The organism is Noviherbaspirillum denitrificans (genome assembly GCF_002211445.1).
Lineage (GTDB): Bacteria > Pseudomonadota > Gammaproteobacteria > Burkholderiales > Burkholderiaceae_D > Noviherbaspirillum > Noviherbaspirillum denitrificans.
In genome coordinates this window covers 2,814,200-2,833,480 of record NZ_LSTO01000001.1, presented here as the reverse complement: position 1 = coordinate 2,833,480, position 19,281 = coordinate 2,814,200, and the positions used below count along the sequence as shown (strand labels likewise).

General features: G+C 60.1%; 17 protein-coding genes. 2 read left to right on the top strand and 15 right to left on the bottom strand.

Features of this window, described 5'->3' with window-relative positions; translation table 11 throughout:
* The 7 genes from AYR66_RS13800 to AYR66_RS13770 form a co-directional block, all read right to left on the bottom strand.
* Positions 1-514 (bottom strand): alpha/beta hydrolase (locus tag AYR66_RS13800; protein ID WP_206047170.1); only part of this gene is annotated, 514 nt, incomplete at its 3' end.
* Between the two features lie 34 nt (positions 515-548).
* Positions 549-1,253: an ABC transporter ATP-binding protein gene (locus AYR66_RS13795; RefSeq protein WP_088707956.1), complete on the bottom strand. Its 705-nt coding sequence runs from the start codon at positions 1,251-1,253 to the stop codon at positions 549-551.
* Entirely contained in the window at positions 1,250-2,017 is a 768-nt protein-coding gene (locus AYR66_RS13790) for an ABC transporter ATP-binding protein (protein ID WP_088707955.1), read from the bottom strand. The genes AYR66_RS13795 and AYR66_RS13790 overlap by 4 nt, the downstream gene beginning before the upstream one ends.
* Complete coding sequence (locus AYR66_RS13785; RefSeq protein WP_088707954.1) at positions 2,010-3,011, bottom strand: branched-chain amino acid ABC transporter permease; 1,002 nt, start codon at positions 3,009-3,011, stop codon at positions 2,010-2,012. Before AYR66_RS13785 ends, AYR66_RS13790 begins: the two co-directional genes overlap by 8 nt.
* Positions 3,012-3,018: 7 nt before the next feature.
* Positions 3,019-3,876 (bottom strand): branched-chain amino acid ABC transporter permease, encoded by an 858-nt coding sequence (locus AYR66_RS13780; protein ID WP_088709808.1) that lies wholly within the window; start codon positions 3,874-3,876, stop codon positions 3,019-3,021.
* Positions 3,877-3,988: 112 nt separating this feature from the next.
* On the bottom strand, positions 3,989-5,182 hold the full coding sequence (locus AYR66_RS13775; RefSeq protein ID WP_088709807.1) for an ABC transporter substrate-binding protein: 1,194 nt from the start codon (positions 5,180-5,182) through the stop codon (positions 3,989-3,991).
* Between the two features lie 73 nt (positions 5,183-5,255).
* On the bottom strand, positions 5,256-5,906 hold the full coding sequence (locus AYR66_RS13770) for a DJ-1/PfpI family protein (protein ID WP_088707953.1): 651 nt from the start codon (positions 5,904-5,906) through the stop codon (positions 5,256-5,258).
* A gap of 112 nt (positions 5,907-6,018) precedes the next feature.
* On the opposite strand from AYR66_RS13770, the gene AYR66_RS13765 reads away from it, so the two are divergent.
* Positions 6,019-7,005, top strand: a complete 987-nt coding sequence (locus tag AYR66_RS13765) for a GlxA family transcriptional regulator (RefSeq protein ID WP_088707952.1) — start codon at positions 6,019-6,021, stop codon at positions 7,003-7,005.
* Between the two features lie 94 nt (positions 7,006-7,099).
* On the opposite strand, the gene AYR66_RS13760 is transcribed toward AYR66_RS13765, so the two are convergent.
* From AYR66_RS13760 to AYR66_RS13725, 8 genes are all read right to left on the bottom strand, one after another.
* Positions 7,100-8,155 carry a phosphotransferase family protein gene (locus AYR66_RS13760; protein ID WP_088707951.1) on the bottom strand — a complete coding sequence of 352 codons (1,056 nt, stop codon included), beginning with the start codon at positions 8,153-8,155 and terminating at the stop codon, positions 7,100-7,102.
* Positions 8,156-8,180: 25 nt separating this feature from the next.
* On the bottom strand, positions 8,181-9,848 hold the full coding sequence (locus AYR66_RS13755) for a 3-(methylthio)propionyl-CoA ligase (protein WP_088707950.1): 1,668 nt from the start codon (positions 9,846-9,848) through the stop codon (positions 8,181-8,183).
* Between the two features lie 207 nt (positions 9,849-10,055).
* A complete protein-coding gene (locus tag AYR66_RS13750; protein WP_088707949.1) occupies positions 10,056-12,248 on the bottom strand; it encodes a N,N-dimethylformamidase beta subunit family domain-containing protein in 2,193 nt (730 codons plus the stop codon).
* 27 nt (positions 12,249-12,275) lie between these two features.
* On the bottom strand, positions 12,276-13,631 hold the full coding sequence (locus AYR66_RS13745; RefSeq protein ID WP_088707948.1) for an MFS transporter: 1,356 nt from the start codon (positions 13,629-13,631) through the stop codon (positions 12,276-12,278).
* A 66-nt stretch (positions 13,632-13,697) separates the two neighbouring features.
* Positions 13,698-15,065, bottom strand: coding sequence for an aminotransferase class III-fold pyridoxal phosphate-dependent enzyme (locus AYR66_RS13740; protein ID WP_088707947.1), 1,368 nt, complete (start codon positions 15,063-15,065; stop codon positions 13,698-13,700).
* A gap of 48 nt (positions 15,066-15,113) precedes the next feature.
* A complete protein-coding gene (locus tag AYR66_RS13735) occupies positions 15,114-16,262 on the bottom strand; it encodes a porin (RefSeq protein WP_088707946.1) in 1,149 nt (382 codons plus the stop codon).
* 323 nt (positions 16,263-16,585) lie between these two features.
* Positions 16,586-17,461, bottom strand: coding sequence for a LysR substrate-binding domain-containing protein (locus tag AYR66_RS13730; RefSeq protein WP_088707945.1), 876 nt, complete (start codon positions 17,459-17,461; stop codon positions 16,586-16,588).
* A 116-nt stretch (positions 17,462-17,577) separates the two neighbouring features.
* Entirely contained in the window at positions 17,578-18,648 is a 1,071-nt protein-coding gene (locus tag AYR66_RS13725) for a substrate-binding domain-containing protein (RefSeq protein ID WP_088707944.1), read from the bottom strand.
* Positions 18,649-18,747: 99 nt separating this feature from the next.
* Between AYR66_RS13725 and AYR66_RS13720 the strand changes: the two genes are divergently transcribed.
* The gene (locus AYR66_RS13720; protein ID WP_234814899.1) at positions 18,748-19,248 is read left to right on the top strand and encodes a formate dehydrogenase subunit gamma; all 501 of its coding nucleotides are present in this window, start codon (positions 18,748-18,750) and stop codon (positions 19,246-19,248) included.
* Positions 19,249-19,281 lie beyond the last annotated feature (33 nt).

Sequence of the window (19,281 nt, the reverse complement as noted above, 5' to 3'; positions counted from 1 at the left end):
AATCCGGTGCGACCGATGGCCACCGGGTTGCCATGAGCATGGCGGTAATGTGCCCGCCGGCGGAATGGCCCATCACGAAAATCCTGTTTCGATCGATGCCCAGTTCGCTTGTGTTCCGCCAAACCCAGGCTACCGCTCGCCAAGCCTGCTCCGGGATTTTTCCGATCCGGACGGCAGGACAAAGGTCGTAGTTCGGCAGGACGATGGACACACCGCGCCTGACAAAGGGCTCCGCAACAAAGCTGAACACGGATTTGTCGAACCGCTGCCAATACCCTCCATGGAAAAACACAATCGCCGGAGCGGCCGCAGCGCCATCGGCAGAGAAAACGTCGAGCCGTTCGCGCTGCTGCGCGCCATACGCCATGTCGATCCTTGCGTTCGCCGCTGCGCGAAGCCGGGCGCTTCGCGCCGTCCAGCCCGGAATAACCACGCTCTCGAAGTCGGGGCGTGCCAATCGCACGTTGTACTGCCGCTCCAATTCTTCCGGCGGGTACTGGAGATACGCTGTCATACATCCTCCTTGCACGAAAATCCTTTGGCTCTTGTCATGCGGCGATATTGATGCCGAGGTAGCGGTCCTTGACGCCGTCGTCGGCGAGAAACTCGGCATTGCTTCCCGTATAGACCACGCGACCCTGTTCGATGATGTAGTGCCGGTCCGCCAGCTGCGTACACACCGCCAGATTCTGCTCGACAAGAATGATGGGAATACCGCTTTCCTTGATTTTTCCGATCTGGGTAACGATCTCGTCCACGATAACCGGCGCGAGCCCTTCCACCGGCTCGTCGAGCATCAGTACTTTCGGATTGGTCATCAATGCTCGGCCGATAGCAAGCATCTGCTGCTCGCCGCCCGACAGCTGGCTGCCGCCATTCCGGCGCCGCTCGCGCAGGCGCGGGAAGATGCGGTATACCTCTTCCAGGCTCCATGGAGAATCGCGCCGCGCGGCCATGGTGAGGTTTTCTTCAACCGTCAGAAGGCGGAATATCCCGCGATGCTCGGGAACGAGACTCAGGCCTTTCTCGGCAATGGCATGAGGCGGCAACCCGGCGATTTCTTTTCCATCGAACCGGATCGTTCCCCTGCGCGGCGCCACGACGCCCATGATGGTATTGAGCGTCGTCGTCTTGCCGGCGCCGTTCCGCCCAAGCAGGGTAACCACCTCGCCTTTTTTGATGTGGAGGGAAACGCCCTGGACTATGTGGCTTTTCCCGTAATAGCCGTGGACATCGAGTAGCTCGAGAATCATCGCAGCCCCCCGGTGATCATGCTTCCGAGATACGCCGAGCGCACCCGTTCATCGCAGCGCACCGCGTCAGGCGCGCCCTCGACCAGTACCTGGCCAAGCTGCATCACGGTGATCGTGTCGGAGATGTCCATGACAATATCCATGTTGTGCTCGATCAAAACAACGGTGTAGTCACTGCGCAGGCTGAAGATCAACTGCTTCATGTCGCCAATGTCATCTACACCCATTCCTGACGTGGGCTCGTCCAGAAAAATCACCTTGGGACGGGCTGCGAGCGCCATGCCAACCTCAAGCCTGCGCTGCTGGCCATGAGACAACTCCCCCGCCGGGCGGAACCGAACAAGCGTGAGATTCAAGCGCTCGGCAAGAGACGTCGCGGTCTCGCATGCGGCCTTGAAACTCTCCGGGCGCCGCCACGGATGGAGTGCCTGAACCGCATCCACGCCCTGCGCCGCCAGTCGCAGATTCTCGAGTACCGTCAGGTTCGGAAACAGGCTGGTCACCTGAAACGATCTCGCGAGACCTTTGCGGACGCGTTTGAATCCGGGCAACGTTGAAATATCCACGCTGTCCACAAGAATCTGGCCGGATGTGAGGGGGACGGTGCCGGTCAACGCATGGAACAGGGTCGTCTTGCCAGCGCCATTCGGCCCGATCACCGAGTGCACCGTGTGCGGAAGCACGTCTATCGATACGCCATTCACCGCGGTGAACCGGCCGTACCGCTTGACGACATTCCGTGCCTGGAGGATTGGCTCAGTCATACGCGGCACTCCTTTGCGTTGCGGCGTCGTCCGCCCTCCCCGGTCGACGAACAAGCTGGAGCAAGCCCATTCCCACACCCCATAGTCCTTTTTGCATGAGCAGGCTGACGGCGATCAGCAGCATCCCGAGAAGCAAGAGCCAGCGCGGCCAAAGCGTGGAAAGCCAGTCCCCGACGAGGACATAGAAACCTGCGCCGAGCACCGACGCAAACAGTTTTCCTGTGCCGCCAATCACCGTCATGATGAGGATGGACTCACTCGTCCCGTATTCGATGTTGGAAAGGGGAGCGATTCCGGTCAGCATTGCGTGAAGTGCGCCGGCAAGAGCGGTGATGGCGCCGGATATCATGAAGGCGATGAGTTTGAGCGTTCGCACGTCGTATCCGGCTGCCGCGGCGCGCGCTTCATTGTCGCGGACCGCCAGCAGGGTGCGTCCAAGGATGGAATCGACAATTCGCTGCAATATCCAGAACACGACGACAAATACGACGGCAACCAGCGTGTAGTATTCCCAGGGACCTGCGGTCGGCAGCAGTCTTTGCCCGAGGATTACCAGAGGAGGGCGTGCTATGTCGAGCAGGCCGTTGTCGCCGCCCGTGACGTCGCGCAGCGTGTAAGCGAGAAAGTAGAACATCTGCGCGAATGCGAGGGTCAACATGACAAAGTAGGTTCCGCGCTGGCGGATGGAAAACCAGCCGACCAGCGCGGCCGCAATTGCCCCCACAACCATCGCCAGCAGGAGAACGGCGATCAGGGGGATGCGCAAATGCAGCAAGGCCATCCCTGCGGCATAGCTGCCGAGTCCAAGGAAGATGCCTTGGCCGAATGACATCAGTCCGGTATAGCCGAGCAGCAGATTGCATCCCATCGCCGCGAGCGCAAAGATGAGAACTTCCGTGGCGAGCGAACCGGAAGTCAGGACGAGAGGCAGCAGGAGCACCGTGGCTACCGCCATCGCCAGGTGGCGATATTGAGAGAGAAAGCTTGCGTTCATTGGATTCCTAGGTTCTTCCAAACAGCCCGTTCGGGCGCAACAGCATGACCGCCGACATCGCGACAAAGATCATCAACCTTGCGCCTTCCGGCCACAGGGTGCTCATCAAGCTTTGCACGACACCGACTAGGAGCCCGCTTGCCAGCGCGCCGGCAAAGCTCCCCATGCCGCCGATGACAACAACGACGAACGCGATGCCAAGTGCCTCGACGCCCATGAACGGCTCCACGCCCCGAAGCGGCGCAGCCAGGACTCCGGCCAGACCGGCGGTGGCGCCGCCGAGCGCAAAGACATAACTGAAAATCCGGGTAACGTGAATTCCCAGAAGCGACACCATTTCAGTGGATTCGCTCCCCGCGCGGACAATGGAGCCGAGACGCGTTTTGTCAAGCAAACACCAGAGCATCAGTGCAATGACGGCCGTAAATGCAATGACAAAGATCCGGTACTTCGGGTAAACGAACTGCCCCAGTATCAGCACGCCTTCAAGTGCCTCGGGCACGGCGATGTTCTGGCCCACGATGCCCCATTGCAGGATCACCGCCTCCTGCAAGACCAGTGCGACGCCGACCGTCAGCAGGATATGGAATTCATGCGGCAGTTTGTAGATGCGATGCAGGAAGGCTTTCTCGATGACCCAGGCAAAGCCGCCGACCATGGCCGGGGCGAGCACCAATGTGAGCCAGTAGTCGAGGCCCGCCAATGCGAACTGATAGCAGGCGTACGCGCCGAGCAAAAAGAACGCACCGTGCGCAAAGTTGACGAAGCCGAGCAGTCCGAAGACGATGCTCAGCCCCACGGCCATCATGAAGTAAAGCATTCCGATGCCGATACCGTTGATTATCTGAAGTAAGTAGATGTTCATCTTTTCAAGCCGGGCGCTGCAAGCGAAGGACAGCCGGCCGCTGCGGTGACGGCAAACCGCCGTCACCGCATGGAGCGGCTGCACAAGGACCATGTGTTGGTGTCGTACCCTGCTAGGCCATCTTGCAAAAGGTCTTTTCCACCGGCAGGAAGGATTTGCCAGAGGAGACGATATCGCCGAAGTCACTCTTGTTTTTCATCGCTGCCTTGGGCTTGCCCTTGAGCAGATAAAAATCCTTGATGACCTGATGGTCTCCCCGGCGGATCTCTTCGATGCCTGTCGGCCCTTCATACTGCATGCCTTCCATCGCCGCGATGACAGCCCTGGGGTCCGTGCTATTGGCTTTCTTGATGGCGTCTAGAACGGCTTTGGCGCAGGTATAGGTGCTGGTGACAGTGAAATTGGTATCGCTCTTGGTTGCGACGTTGGCCAGCCTGACGAATTCCCTGTTGAACGGGGTATCGACGCCGTGCCAGTTCTGCAGACCGAAATACACGCCGTCGCAAATATCCGGACCCAGCGACTCGAACTGTTCCAGGCCTGCGGACTGTGCCACAACAATGATCATGTTTTTCTTGATGCCGAAGCTCACGGCCTGGCGCAGCGTGTCGGACGACTGCGAGGCAAAATTCAACAGAAGCAATACATCGGGTTTAGCCGCCATCGCATTGGTGAGATAACCGCTGAACTCCTTCTCGGCGAGCGAGTGGGAACTGTTGCCCACGTGCTCGATCCCCTTCGCTTTGAAGACTTCTTTTGACCAATGCAGCAGGCCTTCGCCAAAGACATACTGAGGTGTGATCGTGTACCAGCGCTTCGCGTTCGGAAACTTCTCCGCCAACTGGCGCACGGTCTGATCGATGATCCCGTAGGTCGGCACCGACCAGCGGAACGTCGAGCGATTACAATCGCTGCCCGTGATTTCATCGGCGCCGGCGATGGTCATGTACACGCCGCGCACCTTGTCCACTTCCTTGCTCATGGCAAGCGCCTCGGACGACAGGATGCCGCCGACAAAGAATCGGGCGCCCTTCTGCTGTGCCGCTTCCTGCACCTTGCGCACCGCGGTTGCCGGTTTTCCTTCCGTGTCCATCGTGGTGTAGGTCACGCGCTTGCCGAGCAGCTTGCCGTAGTTCTCCACGGCCAGGCGCACGCCCATTTCCGAAAACTTTCCGTTTGCGGCAAACGGCCCCGACAAGGGCACCGGGCAAACGAGCTCGATCGTATCGGATTGAGCAAGCACCGTGCCGAAAGCAGCGGTGAGCGGTGCGGCTGCAGAGAGTCTCAGAAAGTTGCGACGATCCATCATTGTCATGTCTCCTTGTTATAGGTACGCAATGCGTTGTGGCGTTTGCTTTATCCCGAGGACGCGGACGTATTCACGCCAGGGCTTTTCTAAGATTGGCAAGCCGATTCTTAACGCGATCGACAGTCAGTTCATCGGCATCCTCCGGGCGACCGGAGTTGAACGGAGGCTGCGGTGCATACTCGATGAAGAGCTGGATTTCCTTGGCTTCCTGCTCGCCGAAAATGTGCGCCACGACCTGTAGCGCGAAGTCAATGCCGGCCGTACATCCTCCCCCGGTAATGCGGTTGCGGTCCTGCACCACCCTGCCCGTATCGGGAATCGCTCCGAACGCCGTCAAATGCTCCCTGTAGTTCCAGTGACTTGCAGCTCGGTATCCCTTCAGCAAGCCTGCGGCGCCGAGCAGCAAGGAGCCGGTGCAAACACTGGTGACCCAACTTGCTGCGTCTCCCTGGCGCCGCAGCCACTGGCACAATTCCGCATCTTCCCTGAGCGGGACTTGCCCCGGTCCGCCGGGGACGCACAGAAGATCAACTTGCGGGCAGGTCTCCAGCGTGGCGGTCGGCACGATGCAATAGCCGGAATCGACCGGCACCGGCGCAAGGTCCTTCCATACGAGGTAGACCTCGGCGCCGGTGGCGGCGGCAAAGACCTGTACAGGCCCGACCAAATCCAGCGCTGTCACATGCGGAAACAGCAGCACTCCGATCTTCAACGGTTTCATATTCCCCTCCTGGTTGCGTTGCCACCTGATCGACAACTTGGATCAAAAGTATCGTGCCCTTACAGATTGGCAGCAATGACAAAGACCTGCGCATTTCTGCTACAGTTTGCGCATGAGCAGACCCGCAACAAAACAGCGCAAGGCCGGCCCTCGGCGCACGGTCGCATTCGTCACATTCCCTTCCGTGCAGCTTCTCGACTTTGCCGGTCCAATCGATGTCTTTTCCCTTGCCAATCGCCTCAGCCCCGAACCACCCTTCAATATCGCTGTGCTGTCTGCCTGCGGCGGCCCGGTCCGGACATCGAGCGGACTTGAAATAGCAAGTGCATCGATTGAAGACATACAGCCGTCGTCGCTCGACACGCTGATTCTTGCGGGCGGCCCGGATGAAGGTCTTCGTGCGCTGGTGCACGATCCATCCCTGAAAAAATGGACACAGCAGGCCGCGAAGGTAGCCAGGCGATACGGCTCTGTTTGTTCGGGTGCGCTTGCGCTTGCGGAATGGGGACTGCTCGACGGCTGCAGGGCGACCACCCACTGGTTGGCCGCGGGATATATGGCGAACCGGTTCCCGGCGGTCGACGTGGACCCGGAGGCGCTCTACGTCCGCGATGGGCGCGTATGGACCTCGGGCGGGGTCACCGCCGGGATCGACATGTGCCTGGCGATGATCGAAGAAGACCTGGGCCGGCTGATGGCCGCGAGCATCGCCAAGCACCTCATCCTATCGACGCGGCGGCTGGGCAACCAATCCCAGTTTTCGCTCATTCTCGATTCGCAGGTCGGCCGCTATGCCGAGCTAGTCGACTGGATGCGCACGCATTTGAACGAGCCGCTCGACGTGCAACGTTTGAGCGCAGTGGCTAACGAGTCGGTACGCAACTTCCACCGCAACTTCCGAGATGAAACGGGGTTTACGCCGGCCCGGTTTATCGAAGAACTTCGCCTGCAGGTAGCGCGCAACAAGCTGGAAGCGGGAGCATCGGTGAAGGCCTCCGCGCGGGCTGCCGGATTTACATCGGACGAGCATCTGGCGAGGGTGTTCCGCCGGCGCTTCGACATGACTCCGTCGCAATACGGCTTGCTTCATTCCGGGTGACACGCGGGGCAGAAGCTACGCTGGAAGAGGCGATCGAGCAGCAGGAATGGTCCGCCCGCCGCGTTCGGCCAGCGAACTGAATCGTTTGGCTTGTTTACCCGCGCTTCCTGCACCGCAGTGCGGCCGCCCACCCCAATTCTGCGAGCTCGCGCGCCTGCGCGCCCACCCGCGCCGCATCCGCGGCCGTCGCGGTTCCATCCTCGGCACGCTTGGTGATGCCTTGAAGGATGGCCGCAAGCCGGAACAAGTTGTACGCGATGTAATATTCCCAGTCGTCGATCCGGTTCCGGCCGGTGCGATCGCAATACATCGCAATGTATGCCTGCTCGGACGGAATACCGAGCGCCGGCAGATCGAGTCCTGCAATGCCGCGAAACTGGTGCGGCGCAATTCGGTAGCCTAGGCAGTGGTACGAGAAATCGGCAAGCGGATTACCGAGGGTGGCAAGCTCCCAGTCGAGAATTGCGATCACCCTCGGCTCCGTGGGATGGAACACCAGGTTATCCAGTCGGAAGTCGCCGTGGACAATGCAAGTTTCCTCGCCTTCCGGAATATGTCCGGGCAGCCATTCGATAAGCTGTTCCATCGCCGGCTGTACCTGGGTCTGGGACGCCCGGTATTGCTTCGTCCAGCGCGAAATCTGCCGGCCGAAGTAATTGCCCGGCTTCCCGAAATCTGCCAGGCCGGCATCGGCGGGATCGACGCTGTGAAGCGCGGCGATCACACGATTCATTTCGCCATAGATCGCCGCTCTCTCCGACGCCGACAGTGGCGGCAATGCCTGGTCCCAGAATATGCGGCCGGACACAAAACCCATCAGGTAGAACTCGCGCCCGATAATTCCCTCGTCTTCACAGTGCACGAAAGTCTCGGGAACCGGAATCCCAGCCCGTCCAAGCGCGCTGATCACGCGGTACTCCCGGTCAATCGCGTGCGCCGACGGCAGCAGCTCCGAAGCCGGCGCCGGCTTGGTGCGCAGGACGTAATTCCGTGTCGCGGTGCTTAGCCGGTATGTCGGGTTCGACTGCCCGCCCTCGAACTTGCTCAACTCCTGTATGCCGTCGAAGTCAGGGACATGTTTGGACAGATACGCATTTAACCGCGTGAGTGCGGACGCATCCAATGCTTCGATTGTGTTTGGTGCTTGCATGCTTTAATCGTCAACCCCGGGACTGTCACCCGTTCCGCGTCGGCTCGGCCGACAACTTGAAGTCCTTGAACTGCTTGCGGATCTCGCTTTTCAATACCTTTCCTGTCGCTCCGATGGGCAAGGCATCAACGAATACCACGTCGTCCGGCAGCCACCATCGGGCGACTTTCCCTTCGTAAAAGCCAAGCAGGCTTTGCTTGTCGAGCTCCGCACCCGGCCTCTTCTCGACAACCAGGAGCGGCCTCTCGTCCCATTTCGGGTGATAGACGCCGATACACGCCGCCTGATGGACGGCGGGATGGGCCATTGCGATGTTCTCCAGATCGATCGAGCCGATCCATTCACCGCCCGACTTGATCACGTCTTTGCTTCTATCTGTGATCTGCATGTAGCCATCCTTGTCGATCGTGACCACGTCGCCGGTCGGGAACCATCCATTCTGCAGCGCCTCGCCCCCCTCGCCCTTGAAGTAGCTGCCGATCACCCAAGGCCCTTTTACCAGCAGGTTGCCGCGTGTCTTTCCATCCCAGGGCAGTTCCTCGCCGAGGTCGCCGGCGACTTTCATTTTTATTCCAAATACCGCCTGCCCCTGCTTTTCTCGCAGTTGCTGCTGCTCTTCAGTACCCAACGCTGCGTGCCGCGGGTGCAAGCTGCATACCGCGCCGACGGGCGACATCTCCGTCATGCCCCACGCGTGGATCACTTCGACACCGTACCGCTCGCGATAGCCTTTCATCAGCGCCGGCGGGCAAGCCGATCCGCCAATAACGATCCTCTTGAACGCGGTGAAGTGTTTGCCCGCCTTGTCTGCATGGTCAAGCACCCCCAGCCACACTGTTGGCACACCTGCGGAGAATGTCACGCCCTCCTCCTCGATCAGCTCGAACAATGAATTCCCGTCGACTAACGGACCGGGCAACACCAGTTTTGCACCGGCCATCGGCGCCGAGTAGGGGAGTCCCCATGCGTTGACGTGGAACATGGGCACCACCGGCATCACAACCTCGCGCGAAGATAGGCCGAATGCGTTTGGCTGTACCGTGGCATATGAATGCAACAGCGTGGACCGGTGCGAATATAGCGCGCCCTTTGGGTTCCCGGTGGTTCCTGATGTGTAGCATAGGCTCGACGCGGCCGTTTCGTTCAACACCGGCCATGCGTAGTCGTCGTCGTGCTGTTCAAGCAGTGCTTCGTAGCAGTGGAGATTGGGGAGCGCCGTTGCCGTTGGCATGCGCTCGCGGCCGCACATCATCACGAAGCCTTTGACGCCCTTGCATTGCGGCGCGACCGATTCCACCAGGGAAAGAAAGCTGATGTCAAAGAAGAGGTACTGGTCTTCCGCATGGTTGATGATGTAGGTGATCTGGTCGGCATGCAGGCGCGGGTTGATGGTGTGCATCACCGAGCCGGAACCCGATATTGCGTAGTACAGCTCCAGATGCCGGTAGCCGTTCCACGCCAGCGTTCCGATCCGCTCGCCGGGACGGATGCCGAGCGCTGCAAGCGCATTCGCCATCTTTCGCGCCCGCTTGTGACAGTCGCGGTAGGTGTAACGATGCATGTCCCCTTCGACCCGCCGCGACACGATCTCCGTGTCCGGGTGGTACCGGTCTGCATATTGGATGATCGATGAAATGAGCAGCGGATCGCTCATCATATGTCCCTCTACGGGGCTCGACGAAAACTGGAACATCAGATTCTCCTAGGATGTCGCTGGAATGAGAGATTTATGCCAAATGCGGAATTCGATTGCCTGGTAACGTCGCTCGGCGTTGTCCATCCCACTGCGCGCTGGATATCCGCGATAGTCGGCAGCGAAGCCCGGGTTTTATAACGGCTGAGGATCCATGCGCGTATGTCTTCTTTTGTCGCTTGCATGCCCCGGCTCATATCGAAGGTCTCATCGTTCCCCTCGCACTTCTGCGCCTACCGCAAACCGCCTGACGACGTTCCTTAACAGCTGTGAGATGTTGTTCTCGTAGTTGTTGTGTGAAAGGCTGCCGCAGAACGTGATCGAACCGACGGAGAAAACAGCACCTCCGCCAGGCGTTTCGAAGTAAGTCATGTCCGCACGGATGAGGTCGGCGGAGCCGCCGCCCCCGATGTGCGGAAGCGTCGACAAGACTTCTTCGGGCGTAACGCCAAAATGCGCCTGGTGTTTTTCGGAACGTGCAACGACGACGGCATTCACAGGCGTGCCGAGTTCGATGTCGGCACGGTCGAGCTCGAAGCCGGCGGCCCCGCCGCCGGAAAGCCCGAAGTCGCCAAGCAGTTCGTCCTGGATTCCTTCGAACATCCATGCCATGTCCGGCCGGTACGATTCCGGGAGCCGGCGGTAATAGGTCCCCTCGAAATAGCCTTGCGCGGTCATCCCTACGCCGACAAGTGCCTGCGGCGGGCGGCGGTTGCGCCGCCAGAGGCCGCCGAACGCACCGTCCAGCGCGTGGTAGTACTCCCCGGGATCGGACGCCCAAGCACGCGTGCCCGCTTCGGCGCGCCGCACTTCGAGGACGTCGGGCACGCTGTTGCTGATGCCGAGCTTCCAGTAGAAGCCGTTTCCGCCCAGGTAGACGAATTTCCCACCATCGTCGATGTAGGCCTGGAGCGCGTCCAGGGTCTCCACCGTGTGGTACTCGGGATGGGTTCCGGTGAGCACGCAATGGTAATCCTGAAGAAGCGCGCGGCCCTCGTGATGGAGATCATGGTCGGTAATCACATCGAATTCAATCCCGGATGCGTGCATCCATTCGACGATGTGCATATCGGCCGACAGGTGACGGATCCCCGATCCTTTCCGGTCGACATAGCAGATGTAGCCGGGACGGTCCGTGAGAACAGGCCGGCGCGAGCTCGAGTAAATCACTCCGCTTCCGTCCCGGTGCCGGTCGTAGGTCGAATACCCGTACTCGCGGTGCTCGGCGGGATGGTGAGGATACCCTCCCCACTCTGCCCGACGGGCGCGGTACGCGTCATCGAAATTGGCGCGATCGAAATTGGCATACACCTGGTAGGTGAAGGTCGGGACAAGCAGCGCAACTGCTTTCTTCGGCGCGGCCTTGCCCGGCAGCACATACAGCGGAATTACGTCCTCGCTCCGGCCGCAACGCAAGCGGAAGCCGTAAACGCCGCTGGCGAGGTTTTCGGGGATCGTTGCCACAAAGTCGGTTTCCCATCCGGAGTCGTACAGGTCATCCTCGTGAAAATGGATGGCGGCGTAATCGCGCGGTGCTTGCGTCCAGTTCATTTCCCTGCCAGACCAGCGCGAGCCGCACACGGCGCGCGTGGGCAGGTTGATGACCTGGCCCGGCGCACGGCGGATGCCGCGGTCGGACAAGGTCTGCCCCGGGATGTCGGCTGAAAAATCCCACCAGTGTGCAACATCGCCGCTCCGATTTGCGACACACTCCAGGTCAAGCAATTCAGGCGTGTCGATTGTCGAGGTCAGGATTGCGGGATCCTCCAGACGGCCATTAAAGAATCTCGAGTACCGCCCGGAGCTCTCATCCCATTCTGCGGCAAGCACGACACGTTGCAAAGCAAGGTCGTGCTGCAGGCCTCCCAACACGGTCTTGTGGACCGGTCCCCCGTCTCGCCGATGGAGTGGGATCTGGTGGAAAGAAACCTTGGCTCCATCGCTCACAACACGCAACTCATACCACTTTTTCCTGAACATCGGAGGGAGCGCCACTTGAAGCCCGGATGGCAGCGCCAGCACCGTGTCGCGCGCCGAGATCGAAATCGAGATCGATTGCTGCATGACGAGCACAGCGACCGTCTGATACTTCTCGTCCAGCAGCCAAGGCTGGACGCGCACCGAAAAGGTCCATCCGTTGCCGATCCCGGTGCCGCCTGGAATGTCGACAACGCCGTACGAGCCGGTGCGGACCTGTTGTTTCCGGGACGGGTACGAGCCGTTGAACGGCGCTGCCATTTCACGGTACCGGACCCCGGTGCTGGCAGGGTTCGGATCGGCGCTCAGGATCTGGACGAAGTCGACGTCGTAGCTACCGTCGTAATCACTACTCACCTTGACTTCAACCTGCTCCCCCGGGCGCGCCGATGACCTGTTTGTGTATCCGATGATAGGAACCATGTTTGTGCCTGATTGATTGAACAAAAACTAGCTGCGGGCCGTGCCACGGATGCCGGAAGCCTCGGCACTGGGAGTGGGGCTTTGACGCGTCAGTTTGAAGCTGATGATGATTGCGGTGATCAGGGCGAGAACGATGACGCCGCCGTTGAACATCATCGCACCGTTGAGGGAGCCGGTCATATCCTTGATGTACCCATTAATCCAGGGGATGACGGCGTTGGATGACACGCCGATCGCGGCAACCATTGCGATACCGCTTGCTGCCGTCCGCCCCTTGAATATCATCGGAGGCAACTGCCAGAACGAAACCATCGCACAGAAAGCGCCGGCGGCCGCCATACACAGACCGACCATGATCACGTAAGGAGACGCGGACATTGCCGGAATGACAGTGCCCAGCGCAGCGACCGCAATTGGCCCGCTCACATGTGCAACAGTCGTGGCCTTCCCCTTGAGCCAGAAGCCGTAGACAAGCATCGCAATGGCAGCAGTGGCGAACGGCGAGGCGGAAATCATGCCGATCTGGCCGGTTGTCAGGTTCCCACCCATCGTCGATTTGAATCCGGCGACCATTTGCGGCAGGAACCAGAACAGGATGGAGAACGTGACGTTGATACCGAAGAATACGAAGCCCAGCGCCCAGACCTTCCCGTCCGCCAGGGCCTTGAGGAATCCGTGGTCGTTGGCAATTGCCGACTTTTCTTCTTCCGCCAGCGCGCTACGAATCGCGCTCTTTTCTGTCGCGGTCAGCCATTTTGCTTCTTCAGGCGTATTGGTCAGGATGAAAGGCAGGATCAGCCCGAGTGCCACGGGAATGAGGCCCTCGATGATCAGCATTGCGCGCCATCCGGAGTAGCCGAAGACTGACGCGTGGTCGATCAGGTAGCCCGAAACCGGTGCGCCGACGACGAAGGCGATCGGCGCTGCCATCATAAACATGGCGACGACGGAAACGCGTTCCTCGCGCGGAAGCCACCGGGTCAGGTAATACAGGACCCCGGGGAAAAGACCCGCTTCGGCCGCACCGAGGAGAAGCCGGGCGGTGTAAAGGTGAGTTTCGTTCTGGATCAGGCCGGTGGCAGCGGAACACAGGCCCCAGGTAATCATGATCCGGGTAAACCAGATGCGCGGCGAGGTGCGGTGGAGGAGAATATTGCTCGGAACCTCGCACAGGATGTATGCCATGTACAGCAGACCCGCGGCAAATCCGTACTGGGCCGCCGTCAGGCCGAGCTCCTTGTTCATTGTGAGAGAGGCATATCCTAGATTGACCCGGTCGATGATGCACATGAAATACATGAGCATCAGGACGGGGGTAATCCTCCACGAAATCTTGCGTACCAGATCCTGGGACACACCGGCAGAAAATCCTGTATTCATCATCACTCCTAAAGGGTGAATTGGGCAGACCGGCCGCAATTTATGGAATGCGCGGCCGCTCGCTTGGGTTCAAGAGACCATTGCACTATCAAGGGCTGCTATGAAACGGTCGAAGAGCTCGTTGATCTCCTCCTCGGTGATAACGAGGGGAGGCGAAAAAGCACACACGTTATTCGCAAGCTTCCGGAAGATCAGACCATATCTGTTTTCCGCAATCGCATGTACCTTCTTCACCAGCTCGCCCCCGGGATCGCCCGCGGCGCCCGGCAGCGGCCGCAGTTCGACGGCGCCGACCAGCCCGACGCAGCGGGCGTGGCCCACGAGGGGATGCTCCTGCAGCGCCAGCAATCGCCGCTTGAATACTTCGGCCATGCGCTTTACATGGTCAAGAATATTACGTCGTTCGATGATATCGAGCACGGCAAGCGCGATTGCACAACCGACGGGATGCCCGGCGTAAGTGGCTCCATGGGCAAAATAGTGGCCGTTCCTGTCGCTTCCTTCCGTGATCCGGTCGACCAGCTCTTGCTCGAGGATGACGGCGGAGAGGGGAAAATAGGCGCTGGTCAGGCCTTTGCCCATCACGATGGCGCGCGGTTTGATGCCCATCGTGTCACTGCCGAACCAGTCCCCCAGCCGCCCGACGCCCGTAATGACTTCATCGGAGAAGAATGGGATGCCGAAACCTTGCAGCAGCTCCTGGACGCGGGTGTAGTAGCCGGCAGGCGGGATGACCACCCCCCCTGCCCCCCCGACCGGTTCCGCAAGGAAGCCGGCGATCGTTTCCGGTCCCTCGGACTCAACCAAGGTGCGGAGTTCGCGCACCATCCGCTGGCAAAAGTCGTCTTCCGACTCGCCCGGCAGTGCATTGCGGTAGTAGTGCGGGTCCGCGGTATGCAGGAAGCCGGGGAGGGGCAGATCGAATCCCTTGTGGTTGCCGGCGATGCCAGTCAGGCTCGATGCCGCCAGCGTGGCGCCGTGGTAACCGTTGGTGCGCGAGATGAACTTCTTTTTCTTCGGCAGCCCGGCGGCGTTGTTTGCAAAGCGCACGAACTTGACGAGGAAATCATTGCCCTCGGACCCGGTGCAAGCAAAGTAAACCTTGCCTTTGCCGATCGGCGACTTGGCAAGCAGCCGCTCCGACAGCACTTCGGACGGAACCACCGATTTCCCACCCAGGGTATGGTAGTAAGGAAGGGTTTTGAACTGCTCTATGGCTGCCTCGACCAGTTCGGGATCGCCGAATCCGAGGCTCGCGCACCACATACCGGAAGCAGCTTCAAGAAGCGGGCGGCCGGCCTCGTCATGGACCCAGACGCCGCGGCCGGCCTTGATGAGCTTCAGGCCGGCGCTTTGCTGGAGCGCACGAAGGTCCGCGAATCCGTGCAGCGTGGACGATGCCGCGCCGATGGCGGCAATCGATTCGATTGAATTCATGTTAATACCTGACGAAGAAGCGTTGGATGGAACGCGCCCGTCATGCCTTTAGAAGGTATGACGGATGCCGGCGGAAAGCGCCTTCGGATCGGCGCCCGCGGCCGAAGGGAAGACGGCAGGAATGGCGGCCAGCAGACTTACCCGTCCTGTCGCGTTGTTCATCACCTGGCCGTAGCTAGCGTAGACGAGTGTCCGTTTGGAGAGCGGGTATTCGTAGGCCAGGCCGAGGGTCGTGCTTTTGCCGTCCGGCAGCGCGGCGTATTCAAAGGTGGTTCGCATGGCGTTGGCGATGACGGTGCCGCCCGCCAGCGGAATGCGCGCACCGATCCAGAAGGTTTTGTTCTCGATGAAGCGCGGATCGAGGGCAAGGCCGGTGGCGGTGGTTGCCGCGGGAACGAGGTTCGCACCCGACGGTTGATAGTTGTAGTAACCCGCAAACAACTTCGCCACGTTGAAGTTGTAGGTGCCGGCGACCGCGTATTCCGTTTGCCAGTCCGGCTCGGCACCGGCGACGATGGTGGATGCGTACTGGCGGAAACGAGTGACGGCGGCGGTCAGCAGGACCGGGCCCGAAGTGTAGTTGCCGCTGGCGCCGACGAGACGGCCCGACCCGGATGGGTTTTCGTCGCCCAGCCCCAGCATCAATCGCCCGGAAAGCGCCCCGGAGGTGCCGGTAAGGAGAATCGAATTGTTGATGCGCCCTGTCGCCTGGTGTCCACCTGATCCCGCACCGGAGCCGGGACTTTGATACAGCGCGTTGCCCGTTCCCTGATTGTTGCCCCAGTAGCCCTGGCTGCCGGGATCCGTGGTTGCCAGGGTCAGCAGCATGGGCGAGTACTGGCGTCCCAACGAAACACTTAGGGAGGACGCTGCCAAGCCCACCCATGCCTGGCGGCCAAACAGCACGCCGCCCTGGCCGATCGTTCCGGTGTCGGGGTTGAATCCGTTTTCAAGAACGAAATTCGCCTTCAGGCCCCCGCCGAGATCTTCGGTACCCCGAAACCCGATTCTGCTCCCGAGCCCTACCCCGGAAGTCATTTCCTTTTGCCGGAGTGCGGCGCCACCGGCGTCGGTCACGCTGACGGCGACATCGAGCAGGCCATACACTGTCACACTGGATTGCGCTGAAGCTGCCCCGGAAGTAAGCAATAACGGGAGCAAGCAAGCAAGCTTTCGCATGGATTCACCTTTAATCATTGTTTTCCGATACGCATTTCGGCAATCGCCGGGCGCACGGATTATTTGGTTTATCGGAAGCCTCGCAGCAATCACGACATCTGCAGGAATGAATCGAAAGCGTGTCGTCCTCAACTCTGAAAATGCAATAAGTTCATTCGTCAGTCGTGTTGCAGCAAGACCATGCTAGCAACAGGAAGACTTGTCAGTAAGGCACAAAATTCTCACCCGGGCGGTCTGAAAATGTTTCCAGCAAGCGGATTGGATGAACGAAAAAGTCACCACCCGGGCCGTTGCGGCCGGGGCAATCGAGGTGATGATTTCGGGGGAAATGCAGAGGGGACTCAGGCGTCCTTGAGATTTTCTGTCAGCCACTCCCGCAGCCGCACGATGCGCGGCTCATTCTCGCGATCGCTTCTGGTGACGAAGTAGTAGCCGCCGATACGCGGCGCATCGGGGACCACCTGCAGCAGGCCTCCGCGCATGTTCTGCACATTGAAGACATCTGGAAAAAGACCGGGTCCCTGATCCCGGTGCACGGCCTCGAGCACTGCGGTCGACACGCCGACGCGTGGCCCGTTCAAGTGGCCGCAATTCTTGATGCCCAGCGCATCAAACCAGTTTTGCCAGTCTTCCTGGTAACGCTCGTGGATGAGGGGCACGGACAGCAGGTCCTTGGGCTGGCGTATTTCCGGATGCTTTTCCACCCACGTCCGCGACGCCACCGCGATCAAGCGCGGTCTCAGGATCAGGTGGTTCGAGAGATCGCGCGCAGTGGGGCAGCCGTAACGCACCACGGCATCGACTTCGTTGTCGAAGAAGGAGGGCGTTTGTTCGGTCGGGAGAAGCGAAATCGTCACCCCTGGCAAGGCCTCCTGCAAGGATCCCAGCCGGGGAAGAATCCAGAACGTGGCAAAACCGGGCATCGCCCAGATCCGCAGCTCCTTGGTCTGGCGGGAAGGCTTGATCTCCTCGGTTCCTTGCGCCAGTAGCTTGAAGCTTTCAGCGACGAAGGTGTAGAGGCGCCGCCCCTCCGCCGTCAGTTCGGTGCCGCGTACCGTTGTCGATACCAGCTTGACCCCAAACCATGCCTCCAGCTCCTTGATCTGGCGTACCACGGCCGTATGGGTCACGCAGAGCGTTTCCGCGGCGCGGCGCAGGCTCGTGGTCTGGCCCAGTACGTAAAAGACGCGCAAGGCGTTCAGGGGAGGCAGTTTCATGTCGTGCTCAAGTAGTCAGGCTCGCCACACCGGGAGGTGTGAAGCGTTGCCGAACGCAGTCGAAAAAATGGTACCACGCATAAGCGGTGCGTTCATCGGCCTTCCCCAGTGGGGTCCTATCCTGCGGCGGCCGCATCGTCCAACTCCATCACCGTTCCCGACAGCGCGCCGTCGTAGCCGGACAACGCCGCGATCGCGTGACGGATTTCATCGCTTGCCATCAGTTTCACCGCAAGGGAAAGCCGCGGGTCGTCCAGCTGCTTGCGCTCGGCCGCAAAAAAATACTGTTCGCGCACGACAGGAAGGAAGTCGAGATTGAAGCGCCGTGCGGCCGTCTCGACACCGAATCCCACATCTGCCATTCCGCTCGCAACAAATGCCGCTACAGCGGCGTGCGTGAACTCTGCGCTGTCATAACCGGGTACCCGCGCAGTCTTGATCTTTTCCTTCGCCAGCAGTAGTTCGAGAAGTACCCGCGTGCCCGAGCCGACCTGGCGATTCACAAAGCGGATATCGGTCCGCGCCAGATCGCGAAGCGATGTGATTCCTTTCGGATTGCCTTTCTCAACGAACAGACCCTGAGTCCGGTATGCAAGATGCACAAGTACATGGCGCTTCGGATCAAGCCATTTGAGGTACTGCTGCGCGGCGGCTCGCCGGAATTCCCCGACCGGCAGATGGAATCCTGCCAGGTCGCATTCTCCACGGGCGAGTGCCGCAACTGCTTCGGTGCTTCCACGGTATTTCAGGTCAACCACGATATCGCCCGCACTGAACTTCCTGACGAGGGCATCGACCGCGAACCCGTGCGACGCCGTGAGCCGGAGTGCGGAGCTTTCCTCGGCAAGCACGGTCGCGAGTTCGCGCTCCAGTTCCGAAGCCAGGGTTTCAAGGAATGGCGAGAGACGCGCTTCAATTCGCTTGTCGGCCCAGATCAGCTTCTCGGCAAGCGGCGCCAGCCGCGTGCCCTGCCCGCGCGACTTTTGCACTAAGACGGCCCCGAACCGCTCATCGAACTCTTTCAGCAAGCCCCAAGCGTAACGATAAGACAGTCCGGCGGTCTGCGCCGCGCTGACAATGCTCCCCTGGTCGCGGATTTCCGTCAGCAGCCGTAGGAGCAATGGAAGCGAAATCGTCGTGCCGTCGCCGTGACGCAGCAGCCATTCCGGCCGTATTTCGATTTTCATATGCTATTTCAATCATATTGAAGCTGATATTTCAGCATGTTAGCCTGCAAACAATCAGATAAACAACTGGATTCAATATGCTTTTTCATGCATATATCGATGACGGGTACCGACATGGATAGCCGACTCCCCTGCACTTTCGCGGATACTGTTGCGCGCATCGCCGCTGACAAATCTTCGGTCCCTGGCGGCCTCGTTCCGGCCTTGCACTCGGTCCAAGAAGCGCTCGGCTGGATACCGCCCGAGGCCGTTCCGATCATTGCCGGTGCCTTCAATCGCTCGCGCGCGGAAGTACATGGCGTCGTCAGCTTCTATCACGACTTCCGGACGACGCCGCCCGCGCAACATCGACTGGGGATTTGCAGTGCAGAAGCCTGCCAAAGCATGGGGGCCGACCGCGTGCTTTCCGAAGCGGAACGCATCCTCGGTTGCCAGATGCATGAACAAACTGCCGACGGCTCGATGTCGCTTGAGCCCGTCTACTGTCTCGGGCAGTGCGCCGTGGCGCCGGCACTGACGGTCGACGAGCGTCTTTGGGTGCGCGTCACACCTGAGCGCATTGCCGAAATCCTCGACCAAACCAGACAGGAAACCCTATGACGGTACGGATCTTTTTGCCGCGCGACTCCTCGG

Excerpts from the sequence above, each read along its gene's own strand:
- AYR66_RS13790 (WP_088707955.1), bottom strand. The coding sequence starts at position 2,017 with ATGACTGAGCCAATCCTCCAGGCACGGAATGTCGTCAAGCGGTACGGC.
- AYR66_RS13725 (WP_088707944.1), bottom strand. The coding sequence starts at position 18,648 with ATGAAAATCGAAATACGGCCGGAATGGCTGCTGCGTCACGGCGACGGC.
- AYR66_RS13740 (WP_088707947.1), bottom strand. The coding sequence starts at position 15,065 with ATGAATTCAATCGAATCGATTGCCGCCATCGGCGCGGCATCGTCCACG.
- AYR66_RS13730 (WP_088707945.1), bottom strand. The coding sequence starts at position 17,461 with ATGAAACTGCCTCCCCTGAACGCCTTGCGCGTCTTTTACGTACTGGGC.
- AYR66_RS13780 (WP_088709808.1), bottom strand. The coding sequence starts at position 3,876 with ATGAACATCTACTTACTTCAGATAATCAACGGTATCGGCATCGGAATG.
- AYR66_RS13750 (WP_088707949.1), bottom strand. The coding sequence starts at position 12,248 with ATGGTTCCTATCATCGGATACACAAACAGGTCATCGGCGCGCCCGGGG.
- AYR66_RS13745 (WP_088707948.1), bottom strand. The coding sequence starts at position 13,631 with ATGATGAATACAGGATTTTCTGCCGGTGTGTCCCAGGATCTGGTACGC.
- AYR66_RS13775 (WP_088709807.1), bottom strand. The coding sequence starts at position 5,182 with ATGGATCGTCGCAACTTTCTGAGACTCTCTGCAGCCGCACCGCTCACC.
- AYR66_RS13760 (WP_088707951.1), bottom strand. The coding sequence starts at position 8,155 with ATGCAAGCACCAAACACAATCGAAGCATTGGATGCGTCCGCACTCACG.
- AYR66_RS13755 (WP_088707950.1), bottom strand. The coding sequence starts at position 9,848 with ATGTTCCAGTTTTCGTCGAGCCCCGTAGAGGGACATATGATGAGCGAT.
- AYR66_RS13785 (WP_088707954.1), bottom strand. The coding sequence starts at position 3,011 with ATGAACGCAAGCTTTCTCTCTCAATATCGCCACCTGGCGATGGCGGTA.
- AYR66_RS13765 (WP_088707952.1), top strand. The coding sequence starts at position 6,019 with ATGAGCAGACCCGCAACAAAACAGCGCAAGGCCGGCCCTCGGCGCACG.
- AYR66_RS13795 (WP_088707956.1), bottom strand. The coding sequence starts at position 1,253 with ATGATTCTCGAGCTACTCGATGTCCACGGCTATTACGGGAAAAGCCAC.
- AYR66_RS13735 (WP_088707946.1), bottom strand. The coding sequence starts at position 16,262 with ATGATTAAAGGTGAATCCATGCGAAAGCTTGCTTGCTTGCTCCCGTTA.
- AYR66_RS13770 (WP_088707953.1), bottom strand. The coding sequence starts at position 5,906 with ATGAAACCGTTGAAGATCGGAGTGCTGCTGTTTCCGCATGTGACAGCG.
- AYR66_RS13720 (WP_234814899.1), top strand. The coding sequence starts at position 18,748 with ATGACGGGTACCGACATGGATAGCCGACTCCCCTGCACTTTCGCGGAT.